Genomic DNA, 21,731 nt, shown 5'->3' on the forward strand with positions numbered 1-21,731 from the left:
GCTTTCCATGCCTCCTGCCGCGTTCAGATGACGCGCTTCTTGCGCAGCCCTTCGATCTCGTGCGCCTCCAGACCCAGCAGACCGGAGAGTACTTCGTCGGTATGCTGCCCCAGGCGCGGACCGAGGTGCTTGATGCGCCCCGGTGTCGCCGACAGGCGCGGCAGCACCGATGGCACGATCACCGTCTCGCCAATGTCCTCCTCGTCGATGGCCACCAGGTTGCGCCGGGCGTGAAACTGTCGGTCGCCAAAAATGTCGGCGATGCTGTTCAGCGGACCCGCCGGCGCGCCGGCAGCGAAGCAGCGGTTGAGGAGCTCCTCGCGGTGCAGCGACCCGCACCAGTCGCGGACGATTTCGTTGACGTCATGACGGCTCTCCAGGCGTGTCTTCTGGTCGCCATAGACGTGTGGCGCCGCCAGTTCGGGGCGTCCCATGGCGATTGCCAGGCGCTCGAAGAGCTTGTCGGTGACGCATGAAATGGCCACCCACTTGCCGTCGTCCTTGGTCGGGAAATGCCCGTGCGGGCAGGCGAAGTCGTTGTGCGTCGGTCCGTGCCGCTCGCGCACCCGTCCGAACATCCCGTACGCCGGCGCCAGTTCATCCGTACAGCGAAAGACCGACTCGTACAGCGCGGCGTCGATATACTGCCCCTGGCCGGTGCGGTCGCGGTGGCGCAAGGCCATCAGAATGCCGATGCAGCCGTACAGACCGGTAAGGTAATCACCGAGGGTGGTCGACCCCGGCGTCACCGGTGTCCCGCGTGGCATGCCGGCGAGAAAGGCGATGCCGCCGACCGCGTGTGCGACGCGGGCAAAACCGGGTCGGTCCCGGTATGGGCCGGTCTGCCCATAGCCGGTGACGCGCAGCATGATCAGCCGTGGGTTGATCGCATGCAGCACCTCCCATCCGAGTCCCCATTTTTCGAGGGTGCCGGGCCGGAAGTTTTCGCACAGCACGTCCGACTTCTCAACCAGTTTCTTGAACAGTTCGACGCCTTCGGGCAGGTGCAGGTCGAGCGTCACCGATTTCTTGTTACGGGCTTCGCTGAGCCAGGCCAGTGTGTCCTTGCGCTGGGTCGGCGTTCCGAAGTGCCGCATGGGGTCGCCGCCGATCGGATTTTCGACCTTCAGGACCTCGGCGCCGAACTCGCTCAGAATGGTCGCGCTGTAGGGGGCGGCGATGACCGTCGCAGCGTCGATGACGCGAATGCCTTCGAGCGGTAGCCTGCTCGCGGTCGGTTGGGTGTGCATGGGGGGTCTCGCGATGGTCGGTTCAGATGATCTTGTGTTGCCGCAGCCGCTTGATTTCCTGTGCGGAAATCCCCAGCAGTTCGCGCAGCACCTCATAGGTCGCGTTGCCGAGCGGCGGGCCGAGATTGGAAATCCTGCCGGGTGTTTCGGACAAGGTGGGCACGACCCCCGGAACGACCACTTCGCCGAGGCCTTCTTCCCGGAGTCGGGCCAGGTTGCCACGTGCCTGGAAGTGTTCATCCTCGAAGATGTCGGCGATGCTGTTGAGCTTGCCGGCTGGTACTTCGCCGTCGATGCAGCGCTGCATGACTTCCTTGCGCGTCATCGAGCCGACCCATTCGATGACGATGCGATTGACCTCGTCGCGCGCCGCCAGACGCTTGCGCTGATCGCCGTAGCGATCGGCGGCGGCGAGTTCGGGTTTGCCCATCACCGCGGCGAAGCGTTCGAACATCTTGTCCGTAGTACAAGCGATGGCCAGCCACTTGTCGTCGATGCAGCGGAAGTGCCCGTGCGGAACGGCGACGAAGCTGCCCGCGCCTTCGCGCTCGCGGACCTTGCCGAACAGGCCGTAGGCCGCGGCGATCTCGTCCATCTGGCGGAAAACCGCCTCGTAGATCCCGATGTCGATGATTTGTCCCTCGCCGGTCGCCTCGCGGTGGCGCAGTGCCAGCAGGATGCCAATGGCGCCGTAAAGGCTGGACAGATAGTCACCCATGGGCGCCGTACCCGGAACCACCGGAGTTTCGCCGGGGAAACCTGCGAGGTACGACAGACCGGCAAAACCGTGTGCGATGTGCGCGAACCCCGAGCGTCGGCGATACGGCCCGGTCTGTCCGTAGCCCGAGACCCGGAGCATGACCAGACCGGGGTTGGCCTTGCTCAACTCGTCCCAGCCGAGTCCCCATTCCTCCATCGTGCCGGGGCGGAAGTTCTCGATCAGGACGTCAGATTTGGCGACCAGTTTCAGGAACAGGGTGACACCCTCCTGCTGGCGCAGGTCGAGGGTGACCGATTTCCTGTTGCGGCCTTCGCTGAGCCAGGCCAGCGTCGCGTCGTGGCGCTTCGACGCCGTGCCGAAGCGGCGCATGGGATCGCCGGCGATCGGATGCTCGACCTTGAGAATCTCGGCACCGAACTCGCCGAGGATCGACGCCGCATAGGGACCGGCCAGGAAGGTGCCGACGTCGATCACCCGCAGGCCGCTCATCGGCAGCTTGTCGTTATCGGCCGAGCGCTCCTGATCCGGGTCGTGCTGCCGTTCATCGTTGATCGAGGAACGATCAACTGCCGGCGTCTCGTCCTCTCTCTCCTCGACGCCAGACCGCAACGAGGCGGATGTCGCCGAAGTTGCTCCCTCTTTCATGACCGCACCTCTCGACAGCATCTCCGGGAAAATGCGCCCCTGGCTGATTTCATGGCCGGCCCGGTAGCGATGCAATCCGCGCAGTATAGGGTGAAAACAGGCGTCCCGGCGCAAAGATCTGAGGCTTGAGTTTGCCGGCCTGCTGTGCTGTACTTGCCGCACCGCTTCCGAAAAGCCTCCAGAAGGAACCCTTTCATGACCGACGCCACCGCAGACTACGCCGCCTGGATTGGCCGCCAGGAAACCACGGACGATGACATGAGCGTGGCTCCCGCCCGCGCGGCGGCGGCCACGCTCGACGACACCAGGACGCGCTTCGGGAACGGGAGTGCCCTGCCGCCCTTGTGGCACTGGTTCTATTTTCTCCCCAGAGCCCCACAGGCCTTGCTGGGTGACGACGGCCATCCGCAGCGCGGCGGCTTCATGCCGCCGATTCCCTATCCGAGGCGGATGTTTGCCGGCGCACGCATGCGCTTTCACGCCCCGTTGCTGATCGGCGAAGCGGCGCGCCGCGAGGCGCTCATTCGCGATATCCGGCTGAAGTCGGGACGTTCCGGCGCGCTCGCCTTTGTCTCGGTGCTCTGCCGCTTTTACCAGAACGGTCGGCTGTGTATCGAGGAGGAACAGGACATCGTTTACCGGGAACCCGGGCCGGCCGTGCCCTGCCCACGCGTGCTCGATTGGCCGCTGTTGCCGGCAGGTTCCAGCACGCGCATCGTGACCCCGGACGCCAGGCTGCTGTTCCGCTTCTCGGCCCTGACCTTCAATGCGCACCGGATTCATTACGATCGGCCCTATGCGATCAATGAAGAGGGCTATCCGGGCCTGGTGGTGCATGGCCCATTGACTGCGGTGTTGTTGATGGAACTGGTTCGGCAGCAGTTCGCACGGACGGTCCAGGGGTTCAGTTTCCGTGGCCTGGCACCGCTATTCGACCTGGCACCGTTTCGCCTCGTGTGCGCAGCCAACGGCGACGAGTTGTCGCTTGCGGCGCAGGGACCGGACGGCACGACGGCGATGAGCGCCACCGCCGAACTGGCGTCTGTGCCGTGAAATGGCACCCTGTCGCGACCACTGGCAGTTGCTGCGCAGGCCGGGCAGGCCGGACTTGTGATCTGGCCGACCTGCCGCTAGCGGGTTGCCGGTCTGGGCATCATTGACCGCAGGTCGATCAGCGATCCGGGCTGGGCGGGACTGCCCACCAACAGGGCGCGTTCCTTGAAATCCCTGCTGATCAGGCTCTTGCTGGCGTCGAAGTCATCAAAGCGCAAGCCGACGAGATCGGACCAGGTATGGATGAAGTGTGAGGTGCTGTAGCGTCGATCGAGAACCTCGCGAGGATAAGTGCGCGGATGCGCGGCTCGCCACTGCTCCGAGTTCCAGACGATGAACGGGATGGCGTACATCGGCAGGGTCGGCTTGCCTTCGCTACGCCCCAGGACCTGGTGTCCGGTTGAATCGTAGACATCCTCGCCATGATCCGAGAAATACACCAGCAGGGAGTTCAACCGCGCCGCAGCGAGCATCCGGATCAGGCTGGAGACCACGAAATCGTTGTACAGCACGGCGTTGTCGTAATCATTGGAAACCGCCACCTGCTTGCTGCTCAGCGCTTCGGGGAGACCTTCCCGACCGCTGAAGCGGGCGTAGGCCGACGGGTATCGGTATTCGTATTTGGCATGCGTGCCGAGCAGATGTACGACGATGAATTTGCGCGGTTCCGGGTCGCGCAGGATCTCCTGGAATGGTTCGAGCACGACTTCGTCATACTGGCGAGAGTTTTGCGAACGACTGAAATTCAGGTAGTACTGCTTGTCCGTTTGCCTGGAAAAAGTCGTCAGCATGGTGTTGCGCTTGGTCATGGTCTGCTGATTGGTGATCCAGTAGGACTGGTAACCCGCCTGTTTCATGATGTTCATCAGCGATGGCCGGGTCAGGTACAGATCCGGGTTTTCCTGATCGGCGAAGGTCAACACCTGCTGCAGGACTTCGATGGTGAAGGGGCGCGGTGCATACACCTGCTCGAAGACCAGCAGTTGATCGCGCATGCCGTCCAGTTGTGGTGTGGTCGGGCGCGGATACCCGTAAAGGCTCATGTGTTGCCGGTTGGTCGATTCACCGAGGACCAGCACCAGCGTCGCCGGTAGACCGGCAGTCGAATCCTGCAGATTGGCCAGCGGCGGGATCCTGGCGTTGCCTTCGAGGAGGCTCTGCATGTTGCGCAACTGTTGCCGGTATTGGGAATAGCCGATCAGCATTTGCCAGGGAACCGCCGGCTCCATGTTTTCTTCCAACTCTTCCCTGGCTTTTTCGAGGCTGCTTCCCTTGATGACCAGAGGTTTGAACAGCGGGAATACAAACAGGAAGGCGAGAATCAGGGCGCTCAATACCGCCGCCTGCCGGCGCGCCAGCCAGACCGGGCGGATGCGTGTCCACAACCAGGCGGCGCCGGCACTATAGGCCATCAGGGCGGGCAGCATCCACCACACAAAGTACTGCGCTACATACTCGCTGGCTTCGGCCTGGTTGGACTCGAAGATGATGAAAATGACGCTTTGCGAGAACTCCTGTTTGTAGATGCAGAAAAAACCGAGGCTGAACAGGGAAAAAAACCACAGCACCACGCCGATGAGTGCGGCGATGGTCCTGGTTCTGCGCGGGAACAACAGCGGTGGTACCAACCAGAGCAGGCTCATGAAGGCTGCCTGGCCGAAAGGAAAGAAATTGACGAAGCCGGTAAACTGCAGCAATAGCTGGGTGATTCCCGAGAAGTACCAGAAGAACAGGTACATCCAGCCCAGACCTGACCAGTCGATGGCCTGCGAAGGGACGGTCGCCGGTCTGGCAGAGAGCATGTCGTTTCCCTTATCGGCGAACGGGAGCCTGCAGGTCGCCGCCGGCCGGGCTGACGATCAGCACGGCGCGACCTGCTGGCCCATCGCTTCGCCCATGCGGATCGGGCGCTCCGGAACCCAGTCCGTGGTAAAGCGGAGCACATTTTTCGGGAACAGCATGACCACCGTCGATCCGAGCAGGAAGCGACCCATTTCCTGGCCCTTGTGGAGCCGGATCTGCTGATCGGCGTAGTGCCACTGGCGAATCTCCTTGCCGCGTGGCGGGTTGACGGTGCCATGCCAGACGGTGGCCATGCTGCCGACGATGGTGGCCCCGACCAGGGTCAGGATGAAGCAGCCGAACTCGGCCTCGAAGACGCAAACGACGCGTTCATTGCGCGCGAACAAACCGGGGACCCCGCGTGCGGTTACGGGATTGACCGAAAACAGCGCGCCGGGAACATGCATCATGCGCAGCAGGCGGCCTGCGACCGGCATGTGAATGCGGTGATAGTCGCGAGGACTGAGGTACAGCGTGGCAAAAGCGCCATCTTCGAAACGTGCCGCCAACTCGCTGTCACCTCCGACCAGAGCGGTGGTCGAGTAGTGGTGGCCCTTGGCCTGAAAAATCTGGTCGCGGTCGATGCGGCCGAACTGGCTGATCGCGCCGTCGACCGGGCACAGGAAGTCGGCGTTGGCCAGCGGTCGTGCACCGGCACGCAGCGGGCGGGTGAAGAATTCGTTGAAGCTGCGGTAGCTGACCGGGTCGTCATCGACGGCTTCACTCAGGTCAACGCCGTAGCGCTTGACGAACCAGCGGATGACGCTGGTGCTGAGGCTGCCGGCTTCACTCTCGGCGAATTTGCCGGCAAGTGTGGTAAGTGCTTGTTTGGGGATAAGGTATTGGCACAGTACGGCGAGACGGTCGGACACGATTGAGCCTGCAGGATTGATAGCGCAGGATTATACGGCTTCGGCCGGTGGTCCGCATGACCACCGTGAACCGGTCGAGGGCCGGACAGTCTTGTCCGGTCACCGCCCGCTGCTGCGGGTCAGTGCACCACCGCCCCCTGTCCTGCGGCATCACGTACGGCGACAAGCCGCGGCGGGTAGCGGGCGCCAGGCACCCTCGCCAAACCCATCTGCTGTTCGTCGCCCTATATGCGGCCGATGGTCTTGGGGTCGGAGGTGATGAACGCCCGGATCGACCCGACCAGCGGTCACCTGTGGCGGCGACGGCGAGCAACCTTGCTGACTATAATGATATCCGCAATGCTCTCGTTCCGGTCGGCGAAATCGCCGCTTCGTCCGCCCCTCATCTACCCGTCGCGGTGACCTTTCGAAGGAGCCCACCCATGCCCAGCAGTTCAGGAGTCAGGTCGTACAGCCTCGTCGGGAGTCCGTCTACCGGACTGACCGGGACGGGTTTCGATCAGATCGTCGACGCGATCCATCGCGATGCCGGGCTCGCGGGTGCAACTGACGGAAAGGACATCAAGGCGGGAGCCAGGGCGGCCAATCAGTTGAACGAACTGATCGTGAAGGCGGCCATGGCAACACACGCTGCCGACGACAAGGTGTTTACCGTCGATGAAGTCAGGGCCATGAACGCCTATCTGCGCAGCAACTATGCCAGCGAGTGGACGGTGCTGCACGGCGACGACGAAACGGACGCGGAGACTGGCTACCACCTGATCCAGAACGACGGCGGCAACAGCCGGTACCGCGGCAACAATCTGCTCGACACGGTCGTCGATGGCATCTACCACCTGGGCTTCGAAATCCGCGACGGTCACTTGCTCAACGAGGATGGCAATCCGAACGCTTCGCTGGAACAGGTCGCCGAATGGCTGACCCAGTTCTATGTTGACCACTCGCAGAGCGGTACCGGGCTGGACCGAATGACCGACCTGATCATGGCCGATGCCGGGCTCGATCGCCGGATCAGCGACCAACAGATCGCCGCTGGTGCCGATGCCGCCAATGGCTTGAACCTGATGTTGCGCGAAGCTCTGGCGGCGGCCGGTGTGGCCCGTGACAACTGGATTTCGGTGTCGGACGTGGTCGCCCTGAACAGCTACCTGCGTGCCGATGCCGGGCGCCTGGCCGAATGGACGCGACTGCACGGTGATGACGAGAAGCGTCTGGAAACCGGCTTCCACAAGGTCCAGAACGATGGCGCCAGCACCACCTTCTTCGGCGAAAACCTCGTCAATACCGTGGCCGACGGCATCTACCACCTTGGTTTCATGATCAAGGACGGTCATCTCCTCAATGAGGATGGTGATCGCAACGCAGCCCTGTCGGATGTCGCCGACTGGCTCAACTACTTCCTCTCAGATGCCTCGAGCACCGGCACCGGGCTGGATCGCATTGTCGATGTGGTCAAGAGCGACCGAGGGCTGGCACGCAATACGGCGGCGGCCGAGATCAACGAAGGCGCCAAAGCCGCCGATGCCATGAACAGGATCATCGTCGACCTGATCGGCAAAACCGGCGCGAGTGCCGACGGCTGGATCACGGTCGAAGAACTCACCGCGATGAATCATCTGATCCAGGGCAATACCGCCTTGCTGAAACAGTGGACGAATCTGCATGGCGATGACGAGGGCGGGAATGCCAGCGGTTATCACTACGTTCAGAACAACGGTGCCACGACCGATTTCTTTGGTCGCAACCTGGTGGACACGGTGGGCGACGGCATCTATCACCTGGGTTTCGAGATCCGCAATGGCCACTTCCTCAATGAGGATGGTGACCCGAATGCCTCGCTTTTTGATGTCGCCACCTGGCTCAATTTCTTTTACGGGCAGGCACCGATTGTCCTGGGCGACGAGGGTGCTAACCGCATCAGCGGGGACGAGCGCAGCGAGCAGATCAATGCCGGCGGCTGCGACGACAATGTGACCGCCGGTGCCGGCAACGATCTGGTCTATGGCGGTTGGGGTAACGACCGTATCGCCGGTGACGACGGCAACGACCTGATTTATGGTGGCAGTGGCAACGACAGCCTCGCCGGCGGCGCCGGTGACGACACCTTCCGTGTCAGCGGTCACCTTGGCTGCGGTTTCGAGAGTTACGACCGCTACGACGGCGGCAGCGGCAAGGACCGCATCGTCGCGTATGGCGGCAAGGTCGATATCGGGATGGCTGCTTTCGGTCCGGGCAACAGCGTCGAGATCGTCGATGTCTCGGCCGTCACGGGGGCGGCGCGCATCGTCGGCGATTGGCAGAACAATCAGCTCGATTTCAGCGCGACCACCTTCGTCGGCAAGCTCACGATCGACGGCGGAGGCGGCCAGGACTCGATCATCGGCAGCGCCGGCGACGACAGCATCGACGGCGGCAGTTGGGGCGACCAGACGCTCTCGGGCGGCAACGGCAACGACGTGCTGCATGGCGGCACGGGTACCGACCAGCTCGCCGGCGGCGCCGGTGACGACACCTTCCGCGTCAGCGGTCACCTTGGCAGCGGTTTCGAGGGTTACGACCGCTACGATGGCGGCAGCGGCAGGGACCGCATCGTCGCATATGGCGGCAAGGTCGATATCGGGATGACTGCTTTCGGTCCGGACAACAGCGTCGAGATCGTCGATGTCTCGGCCGTCACGGGGGCGGCGCGCATCGTCGGGGACTGGCAGAACAATCGGCTCGATTTCAGCGCGACCATCTTCGTCGGCAAGCTCACGATCGACGGCGGTGGCGGCCAGGACTCGATCATTGGCAGCGCCGGCGACGACAGCATCGACGGCGGCAGTTGGGGCGACCAGACGCTCTCGGGCGGCAACGGCAACGACGTGCTGCATGGCGGCACGGGCACCGACCAGCTCGCCGGCGGCGCCGGTGACGACACCTTCCGCGTCAGCGGTCACCTTGGCAGCGGTTTCGAGGGTTACGACCGCTACGACGGCGGCAGCGGCAAGGACCGCATCGTCGCGTATGGCGGCAAGGTCGATATCGGGATGGCTGCTTTCGGTCCGGGCAACAGCGTCGAGATCGTCGATGTCTCGGCCGTCACGGGGGCGGCGCGCATCGTCGGGGACTGGCAGAACAATCGGCTCGATTTCAGCACGACCACCTTCGTCGGCAAGCTCACGATCGACGGCGGTGGCGGCCAGGACTCGATCATTGGCAGCGCCGGCGACGACAGCATCGACGGCGGCAGTTGGGGCGACCAGACGCTCTCGGGCGGCAACGGCAACGACGTGCTGCATGGCGGCACGGGCACCGACCAGCTCGCCGGCGGCGCCGGTGACGACACCTTCCGCGTCAGCGGTCACCTTGGCAGCGGTTTCGAGGGTTACGACCGCTACGACGGCGGCAGCGGCAAGGACCGCATCGTCGCGTATGGCGGCAAGGTCGATATCGGGATGACTGCGTTCGGTCCGGGCAACAGCGTCGAGATCGTCGATGTCTCGGCCGTCACGGGGGCGGCGCGCATTGTCGGAGACTGGCAGAACAATCGGCTCGATTTCAGCGCCACCACCTTCGTCGGCAAGCTCACGATCGACAGCGGTGATGGCCAGGATGTCGTCATCGGCAGTAGTGGTGGCGAAGTCTTGTTTGGCGGTACCGGCGCGGACATTCTGGACGGTCGCGGCGGCAACGACAAACTCGCCGGCGGCAGCGGTGCGGACACCTTCGTTTTCGGCGTCGCCTGGGGTCACGATGTCGTGAGCGATTTCCGGGATGGCACGGACCGTCTGAACTTTCATGACACTGGTGTTGCCGGCCTCCAGGACCTGAGTCTCGCCGCTGTCGGCAGCAACGCGCTGATCACCTGGCATGGCAACGAGGTCCTGCTGATCGGCGTCAGGGTCGCCGATCTGGGCCCGGCGGACTTCATTTTCTGACCGGGTCAGCCCGCCGCCGCGGTGCATGAACCGCGGCGGCACCCTGGCGGCCGGCGCCAATCCACGCTTCCCTTTGGCGTCCACGCGCTTGACTGTGCTGTGACTGCCGGAGATACTTTCGGCCAGACCGTTGAGTGGTCCATTCGCCTGCCGGCGCTCGCCAATTGTCGGAAACCCCGATGCCCATCGCACTGCTGCACCAGCACCCCATTGCCAAACCACTGAGCAGCCATTGCGCCGCGATGGTCATTGCGCTGGCTGGCCTGGTCGGCTGCGGCCGGGAGCCGCCAAAGCCGGGTCCGGCTCCGCTCGAAGTCACAACGATGACGGTCGAGGCGCGCGACGTCCCGGTGTCGGCCGAATACGTGGCGCAGACGCAGAGTTCGCAGGCGGTCAATATCCAGGCGCGGGTTTCGGGCTTTCTCGACAAGCGCGTCTATACCGAAGGTGCGGTGGTCAAGGCCGGCCAGTTGCTGTTCCAGATCGACCCCAAGCCGTTCCAGGTGCAGGTCGATGGCGCCGCCGCCGCGCTGCAGCGCAACCAGGCATCGCTGCAGGTGGCGACGGCCAATCTCAAGCGCACCAGGCCGCTGGTCGAGCAGAACGCGCTGTCGCAAAAGGACCTCGACGACGCGCAGGGTCAGTACGAGCAGGCCGCCGCGGCGGTGGCGCAGTCGAAGGCGCAGCTTGAGTCGGCCAGGCTCGACCTGTCGTATACCCGAATCACCTCGCCGGTTGCCGGCGTGACGAGTTTCTCAGCACTCGCCGAAGGCACCTATGTCAACTCGCAGAACAGCCAGTTGACGACCGTTTCGGTGCTCACCCCGATGTGGGTGAATTTCAGCATCTCGGAGAACGAAGTCGACCGCCTGCGTGCCAACGTCAGGAAGGGACTGCTCAAGCTGCCCGCCGACAACAAGCTGCTGGTCGAAATCGAGCTGGGTAACGGTACGCCATTCCCGCATACCGGCAAGATCACCTTTGCCGATCCCTCGTACAACTCGCAGACCGGGACCTTCCTGATCCGCGCCACGGTCGATAACCCGGACGGGGTGCTGCGTCCCAACCAGTACGTGCGGGCGCGCCTGCAGGGGGCGCAGCGGCCCAACGCCATCCTCATCCCGCAGCGCGCCGTGCAGCAGGGCGCGCAGGGTCATTTCGTCTGGCTGGTCAACAAGGAAGGCCAGGCCGAGCAGCGGCCGATCACCGTCGGCGACTGGTACCGCGAGAGCTGGTTCGTCGCCGAGGGGTTGCAGGCCGGCGAACAGGTCGTCGTCAATGGCGGCCAGCGCCTGTCGGTGGGCGCGAAGGTGACGGTGATGCCGCCGGCGTCCCAACCGGCAGCCGCCGGCTCCTGAGCCGCCGCCGGCATGTTCTCCCGATTCTTCATCGAGCGTCCGATCTTCGCGGCAGTCGTCGCGATCCTGGTGGTGATCGCCGGCCTGGTCGCGATCTTCGTCATGCCGGTACAGCAGTATCCGACGATCACCCCCGTGCAGGTCACGGTGCAGGCGACCTATCCCGGCGCCGATTCCAAGACCCTGGCCGACGCTGTGGCGGCGCCGATCGAGGCGCAGATCAACGGCGTCGACAAAATGCTGTACATGAGTTCGAGCAGTTCGGCCACCGGCCAGCTCCTGTTGACCGTCTATTTCGCCCTCGACACCGACCCCGACATCGCGCAGGTGCAGGTGCAGAACCGCGTAAACCTGGCGCTGCCGCAACTGCCTTCGGCGGTGACGCAACAGGGCGTGTCGGTGCAGAAGAAATCCTCGACGATCATGATGCTGCTCGGCGTCACCGGCAAGGGCGGCCGCTACAGCCCGGGCTATGTCGCCAACTATGCCAACGTGTACGTGCTCGATGCGCTGAAACGCGTTCCCGGCGCCGGCCAGGCCCAGATCATGGGCGTCCCCGACCAGGCCATGCGCATCTGGATGAACCCGGACCGCATGGCCTCGCTGGCGATCACCACCAGCGACATCGCCAATGCGATCAACACCCAGAATGCGCTGTTCGGCGCCGGCCAGATCGGACAGCAGCCGACCGCCGGCGCCGTCGAACTCAGCTTCCCGGTGGTCACCCAGGGCCAGTTCGTCGACCCGCGCCAATACGAAAGGATCATCCTGCGCGCCAGCCAGGACGGCAGCGCGATCGTCCGCGTCGGAGACGTGGCGCGCGCCGAAGTGGGCCTGCGACAGTACATCGTCGATACCCAGCTCGACCGCGAGCCGACGACCTTCATCGCCATCTACCAGCAGCCGGGTGCCAACGGCCTGGTGGTTTCGCAGGCCGTGCGCGCGGCGCTGGCGGAGATGAAGTCGCGTTTTCCCGAGGGCCTCGAAGTGGTGGTGGCGCTCGACACCAACGATTTCGTGCGCCTGTCGATCGAGGAGGTGCTGAAGACGCTGGCCGAGGCGATGGTGCTGGTGGTGCTGGTCGTCTACCTGTTCCTGCAGAGTCTGCGCACGACGCTGATCTGCGCGGTGGCGATCGTCGTCGCGCTGGTCGGCACTTTTGCCGGCATGCTGGCGCTCGGCTTCTCGGTCAACCTGTTGACCCTGTTCGGCCTGATCCTGGCGATCGGCATGGTCGTCGACGACGCCATCGTCGTCGTCGAGAACGTCGAGCGCAACATGACGCAACACCATCTGGCAGCGAAGGAGGCGACGATCCGCTCGATGGGCGAGATCGGCAGTTCGCTCGTCGCCGTGGTCCTGGTGATGGCTTCGGTCTTCGTGCCGGCCGCTTTCCTGCCCGGCACCACCGGCCAGCTCTACCGCCAGTTCGCGATCACCATCGTCATCTCGGTGAGCCTCTCGGGTTTTGTCGCTCTGACCCTGACCCCGGCCATGTGTTCGCTGCTGCTCCGGCACACCCCGGCGGCGCAGCGCGGCTTCTTCGCCTGGTTCAACCGCCAGGTCGAGCGGGTGACGCGGGCTTTCGGGCACGCGGTCGAATGGGTCATCAAGCGGGTGGTGGTAGCCCTGCTGCTGCTGGCGGTGTTCCTGTACAGCATCTGGCATCTGTTTCACCTGCTGCCGACCAGCTTCGTGCCGAACGAGGATCAGGGTTACGCGATGGTGGCGATCATCATGCCGCAGTCCGCCAGCCTCGATCGCACGCAGGCCGTCGCCGAGCGCGTCGATGCCATCCTGGCGAAGATTCCGGGGGTCGAACGGCGCTCGATGATCACCGGCTACAGTCTGATTGATGCCGGCTACAAGGCGAATGCGGCGACCTTCTTCGTCACCTTCAGGTCCTTCGACGAACGTTACGCCTCGATCGACTCGGCGCGCAGCCAGAACGCCCGCGCCATCCTGCTCGCGCTCTACGAACAGGCCAGACACATCGAGGAGGCGATCGTGCTGCCGATCGCGCCGCCGCCGATCCCGGGCATCGGCACCACCGGCGGTTTCGAATTCTGGATCCAGGACAGCACCGCCGGCGACCCGTCGAAGCTCGACGAGCTGACGCGCGCCTTCCTCGACAAGGCGCGTACGCGTCCCGAGCTGGCTGCGCTGAACAGCACCTTCACGGCGCAGGCGCAGCAGTTGCGGGCCGATGTCGATCGTGACAAGGCGACGCTGCTCGGTCTGCAGGTGCAGGATGTCTACAGCGCGATCCAGGCGCAGTTCGGCTCGCTGACCGCCAGCCAGTTCAGCCAGTTCAGCCGCGTCTGGTGGGTCATCGTGCAGTCGGATGCGAAATTCCGCCAGCAACCCGAGGATCTGACGCGGCTGTACACCCGCAACAGCCAGGGCAAGATGGTGCCCCTGTCGGCGGTGGTCAGCACGCACTGGCGCGCCGGCCCGGACATCCTGCCGCATTTCAACGGCTTCCCGGCGGCCAAGGTGATCGGCAACCCGGCGCCGGGTTTCAGTTCCGGGCAGGCGATCGCGGCCATGGAGGCGGTGGCGCGCGAAGTCCTGCCGGCAGGCTATACCTTCGCCTGGTCGGGCCTCGCCTTCGAGGAGAAGCAGTCCGGCGGCACCTCGGCGCTGGCCTTTGCTTTCGGGTTGCTGATCGTCTTCCTGGTGCTCGCCGCGCAGTACGAGTCGTGGACGCTGCCGGGCGCGGTGATGACCGCAGTGCCCTTCGGCATCCTCGGGGCGCTGCTCACCAACTGGGCGCGCGGGCTGGAGAACGACGTCTACTTCCAGATCGGCCTGCTGGTGCTCATCGGCCTCGGCGCCAAGAACGCGGTCCTGCGGGTGTCGTCGGCGGTCGACTTCCGCCGGCAGGGCAAGTCGATCATGGAAGCGACCGTGCTTGCCGGCGAACAGCGGTTGCGGCCGATCATCATGACCTCGCTGGCCTTCGCCTTCGGCTGCCTGCCGCTGGCCATGGCGCTCGGTGCCGGCGCCAATGCCCGTCATTCGATCGGCACCGGGATCATCGGCGGAATGATCGGCGAGACGACGCTGGCCATGCTCTACGTGCCGCTGTTCTTCTACCTCTTCGACCGCCTCGCCGAGCGCCGCCGCGAGGCGATGCCGCGGGAAGCCGCTGACCCGGCGTCGGCGTCGTCGCCGGACGGCCGCCAGGCATGAAGCGTCTGCTCGTCTGCGCCGGCACCGCGCTGCTCGCCGGCTGCCTGATGGGCCCCGACTACCGGCGCCCGCCAGTCGATCCCCCGGCGACGTTCCAGTACGCGGCGAAGGACGCTGCCGACACCGCCGACACGCGGTGGTGGAAGCAGTTCCGGGACCCGGTGCTCGATCAACTGATCATCGAAGGACTGGCGCACAACAGCAACATCGCGATCGCCGCGGTCAACGTCGAGCAGGCCGCGGCGCTGCTCACACAATCGCGCTCGCTACTCTTTCCGCAACTCGGCTACGCGGCCACCGGCGAGCGCCAGCGCTCGCTCGAACCGGCGTTTGCCGCGCTGCTGCGCAACTACCCGAACCCGAGCACGGCCTACGAGGCGGCGCTCTCGGCAAGCTGGGAGATCGACCTCTGGGGCCGCATTCGGCGCCAGTCCGAGGCGGCGCTGGCCAACCTGCTGGTCACCGACGAAGCGCGGCGCGGCGTGATCCTGTCGCTGGTCGCTTCGGTGGCCAACAGCTACCTGCAATTGCGCGGCCTCGACGCGCAACTGCAGGTCGCCCGCAAGACGTTGTCGACCTACGGCGAATCGGTCAGGCTTTTCGAACTGCAGTTCAAGTACGGCCAGGTGTCGAAGATGAACGTCGTGCAGGCGCAGTCGCAATACGAGTCGGCGGCGGCGCAGATTCCCCTGCTCGAATCGCAGATCGCGCAGAACCAGAACGCGCTGGCAGTCCTGATCGGCCGCGATCCGGGTCCGATCGCCCGTGGCAAGTCGGTCGATGAACTTGCCCTGCCGCCGGTACCGGCCGGCCTGCCGTCTGCCCTGCTCGAGCAGCGCCCCGACCTGCTGCAGGCCGAGCAGGCGCTGGTGGCCGCCAATGCGCAGATCGGCGCGGCCAGGGCGCTGTACTTTCCCGCGATCTCGCTGACCGGCGCTTTCGGCGGCGCCAGTTCCGAATTGTCGAATCTGTTCAAGGGCTCGGCGCGCGTCTGGAACTACAGCGGTTCCCTGGTCGGCCCGATTTTCACCTTCGGCGCGGTCAGCGGTCAGGTCGCGCAGGCCGAAGCCGGGCAGAAGGCGGCGCTGCTCAACTACCAGCTGGCGATCCGCAACGCCTTTGCCGATGTGGACAACGCGCTGGTCGCCAACCAGAAGCTGCAGGAGCAACTCGCCGCGCAACAGCGGCTGGTCGTCGCCCTGACCGAGTACGCGCGCCTGGCACGCTTGCAGTACGACGGCGGGTACACCGGCTATTCGACGGTGCTGCAGGCCGAGCAGACGCTGTTCCCGGCGGAACTCAATCTGGCGTCCCTGCGTGCCTCGCTGTTCGCCTCTGCGGTGAACATCTACAAGGCGATGGGCGGCGGCTGGGTAAATGAAGCCGACAAACTCAGCGGCGGCGGCCCTTCGGCCGCCCCGCAGATGCTGCCGCCGCTGTTCTGATCCTCGCCAGCAAACCCGGTGGCGAGGATCAGGAACCTCCCGGGTGGCAGGCGACGTTCAACTCCCGACACACGTCCATGATGCGCGCCACGATCTTCGAGGTCGTCGAAGTGGTGATGCCGGGATGCGCGGTCGAGACCAGCAGTTGCGACAGCTGGTCGTTGAGCGGGTTGACCTGGATGCCGCCGATCTGCGTGCCGTCGGTGAACTCCACCGAGCGCCGGGCGTCATCGCTGCCGGTCACCCGGACTTCCGTGTTCTCGGCCAGCAGGCGCTTGATGGTGGCGAAGACCCGATCCGGGGCGACCTCGACGATCACCACCGCCGTGTCGTAGGCGGCGCCGGTGGTCGGCGACGACTGCGACATCTGTTCGATGCGCCCGACCGCGCGCCGGGCCAGGAATAGCGCCTGGGCGTCGGCAACGCCGGCAAGGGCCAGCAGGACGCTGCCGGCCAACAGACTGTGCATGTGACGCGATCGCTGCATCAGCGTTCTCCTCTCGAATGTGTCGCCAGATCGGGCCGAGCCGGCGTCGCCGCCGCGGCCCCTGGCACGCTCAGCGCCGGAACCTGCCGCCGCCGAAACCGCCGCCGCCACGGAAGCCGCCACCACCGTCGAAACCGCCCGAGCGCATGCCTCCGAAGCCGCCTTCACCGCCGCGCATGCCGCCCTCGAAACGCGAGGCGAAACTGTCCTGGCCACCCGTCGCGCCGAATTGCTGCTGCCGCTGCGCGCCGTCGAAGCGCGCCTGGTGATCCTGCTCCAGTTGCGCCGACTGGTCGAAGCCGCGGGCGCCTTCTCCGGCCGCCGCACCGGCGCTGCCGCGCTCGCTGGCGCCGGAAAAACTGCTCGCCGGCTTCTGCGGCGAATTCCACGCGCCGTTATCGTACTTCTGCCAACCGTCGGAGGTCTTCTTGTACACGTTGCCATCGGCACCGGCATAGACATTGCCGCTCGCGGTCTTGACCGCGCCGGCGCTGTTGCCGCCGGCCCCACGCACCGCGGCGCCCTCGGCACCGCTGCTCGAAGTAAACGATCCGGCCGCGCCGCGCGCATTGCTCTGGCTCTGCGTGTGCACCGTCTGGTTCGGTCCCGAGACGGTGCTCGATCCCCAGCGGCCATAGGCGTTGCTGTTCTGGTTGGTGGTCCCGGAAACGCCGGTGCGGGCGTTGTACCAGCTGGCGTTGCCGGCCGCGCCGTTGGCGCCCCAGACCGCGCTGCCGTGCGCATAGCTGCCGGTGGTCGGATTGTAGGCCGAGAACGCGCCGGCGCCGCCGTACGGTCCGTACACCGCACCGCCGCGCGCCCAGGCGCCGGTCGCCGGGTTATAGGCGGTACCGCCTGCGGCGCCGTAGTAGGAGCCGTAGATCGCGCCGCCGCGTGCCCACGCGCCGGTGGCCGAGTTGTAGTAGGTGGCGCCGGCGTAGCTGACCGGGTACGGGTAGTAGATCGGCACCAGTCCCGGATAGATCACCGGCGGATAATAGAAGCCGGTGCCGTAGACCATCACCCCGGCGCTGATGTAGCCCAAGGTATAGCCGGCGGTGTAGCCGTAGGTCACGGTGGTCGGCGTCGACGCGTAGACGCGCACGTAGGTACAGGGGTAGAGCGGGCTGCTCGGCGGAATCGTGTAGATCGCGTCGGGCACCGACCCGGCCAGCGTCCACGCCCCCAGCGGCGAGGCGGCGACAAACCACGCCCCCTGATGGCAGGCGTAATAGCTGTTCTCGGCCTGCACCACATTGAACGAGGTGTTCACCGCATAGGCCATGGTCGTGCCCGGGATCGGCTCGAATTTCGGTGGCCCCGCATAGACCACGTCGAGCCTGGCGGTGCTGCTGCTCAGGGTTGCCTGCTGCGGGATGCGCGCCTGGATCAGCGCCTCCTGCGCCTGCGCCGTTCCCGGCACCGAGGCGAGCACGAAGCCGCGCGGGCTGCTGGCCGGGATGCGTGCGAAATCGGGCGGCAGGCGGGTGGTGGCAAAGGTCCACGGACCGCTCAGGCTGCTTGCCGAAAACCAGCGGCCCGACACCAGGTAGTAGAACTGGCCGTTGCCGGCGTCGCGGAACAGCGCCGCGTCGGTGTTGGCCACGTACTGCAGGCTGGTTCCGGGAATGGCCGTGAACTGCGGCGCGCCGAGTGTGACGATGATCTCGGCCGGCACCGTGGACACGAAGACCTGTGGCACGTCGGCGATGCTCAACTGGCGTCCGGGAATCTGCTGGCGAACGTCGGCGAAGTTGCGATCGTTCGGCAGTCCGGAGAAGGCGGGCGGCAGCGTCCCGGCCGGCGTCCAGTGTCCTTCGACGCTGCTTGCGCGCAGCCAGGCGCCGTTGTTCAGCCAGTACCAGGTGTGCGTGTCGCCGTCGAAGAAGATGCTCCAGTTGGTGTTGACGGCATAGCTCAGGGGCGTGCCGGCGATCGGGGTCAACACCGGTGCGCCATCGAAGATCAGCAGGCTGGCCGGGCGCTCGCTGACGAAGATGCGCGGCGGCTCATTGTGCACCGCGACAGCCGGTGGCGTCTCGGTCTCCCGCCGCAGGCTCAGGAGAAGGGTGTCCAGCGGCACGCGCTTGGCGGGGAGCGCGGCCAGCGCCGACCGGATGTGCGCGTCGATACGTTCCGCCTGGGCGGTGTCGGCGGCCGGAAAACGCGAACTGACAAGTTGGGGGCTCGACAGCGTTACCCAGCGTGTCGACAGGTCTGTGCTGGTGGCGAAGCTCACCTCGACGGTGCCCAGTACCGCCGCCGTCGCGCCCGCCGGTGTCACACTCAGTGCGATGCGCGTCCGCAGCGTCTGCCGGTCGGGCCAGGCGATGACCTGCGGCTGATAGACGACCGCGCTGCCACTGGCACCGCTGAGTGTGTGTGGCCAGCTGTCGGCCGCCGCGGCGCGGTCAGTGCTTGCCGCCAGTCGTGCCGTCGCCGCCGCGCCGCCGCCGCTTGCCGCGCGCAAGGCCTGCTGGCACGCCGGCGAGGTATACATCGCATTCTCCTGCAGGCAGGACATCGCCGCCGCGCCGCCGGTCGGCACCCCGGCACAGTTCGCCTGATAATCGGCGCGGCACGCCTGACGGATGGCGCTGATCTGCGCCGAACCGGGTTGTTGTGCCGCCGTCGGCAGGGCCAGGCTGACGAGCAATACCGCCAGGGCAGCGCGCAACCCCTGACGAATGCGTTGGAAAGTGTCTTGCTGGATCATCCGTTTTCCCCTCCAAGTTGATATCCCTCGACGCTGCCGCGAGCATCCGGTCAGGCTATTGTAACGGCTGCGGAACAAGGTGGTGGCCGTTCGCAGTGCCAGACGCAAGCCACGGGGACTTGGCGTCAGGGTGCAACGGTTCACGCTCCGGGCACGGAGCGTCGAGGTCAGGCCGCGGCGTGTCCAGCGTGCGGCGCAGGGAATCACGGTCGAGCTTCGGAGAGTCACTTGCGAGGTGCAGAGACTCAAGGTCGAGGCTCGGAAAGTCGCCTGTGAGGCACAGAGACTCACGCTTGAGGTTCGGAGAGTCGGGCGCGCGTCCCGAAAACTCAAGGTCAGGGTTCAGGGCGCCATGCGTGAGTCTCAAGCATGCACGGCCGGGCCTCGGGGAGTCGGTCAGTGCTGCGTCAGGCGGTCACCGGTTCGTCGAGCGTCGGATAGTCGGTATAGCCCTTGGCGCCGCCGCCATACAGGGTGCTGGGGTCGAGCGCGTTCCAGGCGGCGTTTTCGCGCAGCCGGCGTACGAGATCCGGGTTGCAGATGAACGGGCGGCCGAATGAGACGAGATCGGCCGCGCCCGTGGCGACGGCGTCGAGCGCCATCTGCCGCTGATAGCCGTTGTTGACCATCCAGGGGCCGTTGAACCGGCTGCGCAGCGCGGCGTAATCGAAGGGCGCGAAATCGCGCGGGCCGGCGGTCTGGCCCTCGACCACTTCGATGAACGCGAGTTGCAGCGGCGCGAGCTGGGTCAGCGCATGTTCGAACAAAGCCTGCGGGTTGCTGTCCTGCGCCGCGTCGTTGGCCGGGGTGACCGGAGACAGGCGCAATCCGGTGCGGCCGCCGCCGATCTCGCCGGCGACGGCCTGCATCACCTCGACCAGCAGGCGCGCGCGGTTGGCGATCGAGCCGCCGTATTCGTCGCTACGGTCATTGATGCTGTCGCGCAGGAACTGCTCGATCAGGTAGCCGTTGGCGCCATGCACCTCGACGCCGTCGAAGCCGGCGTCGAGCGCGCAACGCGCCGCGTGTCGGTAGCTGGCGATCAGCGCCGGGATCTCGTCGGTGCGCAGGGCGCGCGGCGTCGAAACGTCGACGAAGCCGTTGCTGGTGAAGGTCTTGGTGTCGGCGCGGCGGGCGGTTGACGACACCGGCGCCTGACCCTCGGGTTGCAGCGAGACATGCGAGATCCGCCCGACGTGCCACAACTGCGCGACCATGCGTCCGCCTTCGGCATGCACGGCGGTGGTGATCCGCTGCCATGCGGCGACCTGTTCGGCGTTGTAGATTCCCGGCGTGTCGAGGTAGCCCTGGCCGGCGGGGCTGATCTGCGTCGCCTCGCTGATGATCAGTCCGGCGGTCGCGCGTTGCCGGTAGTAGTCGATGGCGAGGGTCGATGGCACCTGGCCGGGTGCCGCGCGGTTGCGCGTCAGCGGGGCCATGACGATGCGGTTGGCCAGGTCGATTTCGCCGACGCGAAGCGGGCTGAAAAGTGTGCGCATGCGGAGTCCTTGAGGAAGTGAAACGGGGGGCGGTACGCTCTGGCGAGCGACGGGGGCAGGCCATCGCGCACGCGACCCGGAATCCGTCAAGGATACCAGCGAAAGCTCGGCGCGGCGCTCAGACCTTGATATTGATGCGCTGATCCCCGGAGGCTTGCCGACGGCCGCGCTGCGTGCGCGTGTCGAGCAGGACCGGCCGGTTTTCCGAACGGCGCTCGGCCTGTCGTCGCTCGGCCTGCGGCGGCGGTTCCTGCTGCTGGTGAACGACCGGCGACGTTGCCGCCTGCCGGCGCTTGCCCCGTTCCGCGAACGGTGGCGCCTGGCCATCCGGCGAGGCCGAAACCTCGTCGGGCAGTCCGGCGGCGCCGCCGACGGGTTCTGTTTTCCTTTCGCCTTCGATCTCCTTGTTCAGGTTGGCGACAGGTGGTATGACTTCGGCTGGTATTCTCATTGACCCACTCCCGTTTCGGTGACCGCACGCCAATGCACCGGAACGGGCGGTCAGACAATCGACAGGCAATCGAATCGACGAACACGACAAGCGGGACTCTAGCACCGCGCCTGCCGGAGTTGAACCGAAAAAGCCCCCCGTTTTGCCAACAATGTCGCGGTAAGGCGCAGGAAAACAAGCGCCGCCGCTGGGCCGGCGCCCGGCAGGCGTGCGTTGTGCGGGCTTTCCGATATCATCGGGCTTCGCTACACTTCGCCGCCTGCCGGGCCACCGGGCA

13 protein-coding genes are annotated in these 21,731 nt (G+C 65.6%); 5 read left to right on the plus strand and 8 right to left on the minus strand.

What is annotated here, in order from left to right; translation table 11 throughout:
- Positions 1–23: 23 nt before the first annotated feature.
- A complete protein-coding gene (locus AC15MQ_RS02850; RefSeq protein WP_332335747.1) occupies positions 24–1,250 on the minus strand; it encodes a CaiB/BaiF CoA transferase family protein in 1,227 nt (408 codons plus the stop codon).
- A gap of 22 nt (positions 1,251–1,272) precedes the next feature.
- Positions 1,273–2,460, minus strand: coding sequence for a CaiB/BaiF CoA transferase family protein (locus tag AC15MQ_RS02855; RefSeq protein WP_287665909.1), 1,188 nt, complete (start codon positions 2,458–2,460; stop codon positions 1,273–1,275).
- A gap of 351 nt (positions 2,461–2,811) precedes the next feature.
- On the opposite strand from AC15MQ_RS02855, the gene AC15MQ_RS02860 reads away from it, so the two are divergent.
- On the plus strand, positions 2,812–3,669 hold the full coding sequence (locus tag AC15MQ_RS02860) for an HTD2 family dehydratase (RefSeq protein WP_332335748.1): 858 nt from the start codon (positions 2,812–2,814) through the stop codon (positions 3,667–3,669).
- Positions 3,670–3,746: 77 nt separating this feature from the next.
- On the opposite strand, the gene cptA is transcribed toward AC15MQ_RS02860, so the two are convergent.
- The gene (gene cptA, locus AC15MQ_RS02865; RefSeq protein ID WP_287665373.1) at positions 3,747–5,471 is read right to left on the minus strand and encodes a phosphoethanolamine transferase CptA; all 1,725 of its coding nucleotides are present in this window, start codon (positions 5,469–5,471) and stop codon (positions 3,747–3,749) included.
- Between the two features lie 57 nt (positions 5,472–5,528).
- Entirely contained in the window at positions 5,529–6,383 is an 855-nt protein-coding gene (asd, locus tag AC15MQ_RS02870; RefSeq protein ID WP_287665375.1) for an archaetidylserine decarboxylase, read from the minus strand.
- 422 nt (positions 6,384–6,805) lie between these two features.
- On the opposite strand from asd, the gene AC15MQ_RS02875 reads away from it, so the two are divergent.
- The 4 genes from AC15MQ_RS02875 (at position 6,806) to AC15MQ_RS02890 (ending at position 16,301) form a co-directional block, all read left to right on the plus strand.
- Positions 6,806–10,303, plus strand: coding sequence for a calcium-binding protein (locus tag AC15MQ_RS02875; RefSeq protein WP_483079265.1), 3,498 nt, complete (start codon positions 6,806–6,808; stop codon positions 10,301–10,303).
- A gap of 179 nt (positions 10,304–10,482) precedes the next feature.
- Positions 10,483–11,661 (plus strand): efflux RND transporter periplasmic adaptor subunit, encoded by a 1,179-nt coding sequence (locus tag AC15MQ_RS02880; RefSeq protein ID WP_483079266.1) that lies wholly within the window; start codon positions 10,483–10,485, stop codon positions 11,659–11,661.
- 12 nt (positions 11,662–11,673) lie between these two features.
- Positions 11,674–14,856, plus strand: a complete 3,183-nt coding sequence (locus AC15MQ_RS02885; protein WP_483079267.1) for an efflux RND transporter permease subunit — start codon at positions 11,674–11,676, stop codon at positions 14,854–14,856.
- Positions 14,853–16,301 carry an efflux transporter outer membrane subunit gene (locus tag AC15MQ_RS02890; protein WP_483079268.1) on the plus strand — a complete coding sequence of 483 codons (1,449 nt, stop codon included), beginning with the start codon at positions 14,853–14,855 and terminating at the stop codon, positions 16,299–16,301. The genes AC15MQ_RS02885 and AC15MQ_RS02890 overlap by 4 nt, the downstream gene beginning before the upstream one ends.
- 28 nt (positions 16,302–16,329) lie before the next feature.
- Here the strand turns inward: AC15MQ_RS02890 and AC15MQ_RS02895 are convergent, their stop codons facing one another.
- The 4 genes from AC15MQ_RS02895 to AC15MQ_RS02910 form a co-directional block, all read right to left on the minus strand.
- The gene (locus AC15MQ_RS02895; protein ID WP_287654391.1) at positions 16,330–16,788 is read right to left on the minus strand and encodes a hypothetical protein; all 459 of its coding nucleotides are present in this window, start codon (positions 16,786–16,788) and stop codon (positions 16,330–16,332) included.
- A gap of 70 nt (positions 16,789–16,858) precedes the next feature.
- Complete coding sequence (locus AC15MQ_RS02900; protein WP_483079269.1) at positions 16,859–19,504, minus strand: cysteine rich repeat-containing protein; 2,646 nt, start codon at positions 19,502–19,504, stop codon at positions 16,859–16,861.
- Between the two features lie 407 nt (positions 19,505–19,911).
- Entirely contained in the window at positions 19,912–21,003 is a 1,092-nt protein-coding gene (locus AC15MQ_RS02905) for an alkene reductase (RefSeq protein ID WP_350497178.1), read from the minus strand.
- 118 nt (positions 21,004–21,121) lie between these two features.
- Entirely contained in the window at positions 21,122–21,454 is a 333-nt protein-coding gene (locus AC15MQ_RS02910; protein ID WP_483079270.1) for a hypothetical protein, read from the minus strand.
- Between the last annotated feature and the right edge of the window lie 277 nt (positions 21,455–21,731).

The organism is Candidatus Accumulibacter propinquus, from assembly GCF_056856495.1.

Excerpts from the sequence above, each read along its gene's own strand:
- AC15MQ_RS02850 (WP_332335747.1), bottom strand. The coding sequence starts at position 1,250 with ATGCACACCCAACCGACCGCGAGCAGGCTACCGCTCGAAGGCATTCGC.
- AC15MQ_RS02855 (WP_287665909.1), bottom strand. The coding sequence starts at position 2,460 with ATGAGCGGCCTGCGGGTGATCGACGTCGGCACCTTCCTGGCCGGTCCC.
- AC15MQ_RS02860 (WP_332335748.1), top strand. The coding sequence starts at position 2,812 with ATGACCGACGCCACCGCAGACTACGCCGCCTGGATTGGCCGCCAGGAA.
- cptA (WP_287665373.1), bottom strand. The coding sequence starts at position 5,471 with ATGCTCTCTGCCAGACCGGCGACCGTCCCTTCGCAGGCCATCGACTGG.
- AC15MQ_RS02875 (WP_483079265.1), top strand. The coding sequence starts at position 6,806 with ATGCCCAGCAGTTCAGGAGTCAGGTCGTACAGCCTCGTCGGGAGTCCG.
- AC15MQ_RS02880 (WP_483079266.1), top strand. The coding sequence starts at position 10,483 with ATGCCCATCGCACTGCTGCACCAGCACCCCATTGCCAAACCACTGAGC.
- AC15MQ_RS02885 (WP_483079267.1), top strand. The coding sequence starts at position 11,674 with ATGTTCTCCCGATTCTTCATCGAGCGTCCGATCTTCGCGGCAGTCGTC.
- AC15MQ_RS02890 (WP_483079268.1), top strand. The coding sequence starts at position 14,853 with ATGAAGCGTCTGCTCGTCTGCGCCGGCACCGCGCTGCTCGCCGGCTGC.
- AC15MQ_RS02895 (WP_287654391.1), bottom strand. The coding sequence starts at position 16,788 with ATGCAGCGATCGCGTCACATGCACAGTCTGTTGGCCGGCAGCGTCCTG.
- AC15MQ_RS02900 (WP_483079269.1), bottom strand. The coding sequence starts at position 19,504 with ATGATCCAGCAAGACACTTTCCAACGCATTCGTCAGGGGTTGCGCGCT.
- AC15MQ_RS02905 (WP_350497178.1), bottom strand. The coding sequence starts at position 21,003 with ATGCGCACACTTTTCAGCCCGCTTCGCGTCGGCGAAATCGACCTGGCC.
- AC15MQ_RS02910 (WP_483079270.1), bottom strand. The coding sequence starts at position 21,454 with ATGAGAATACCAGCCGAAGTCATACCACCTGTCGCCAACCTGAACAAG.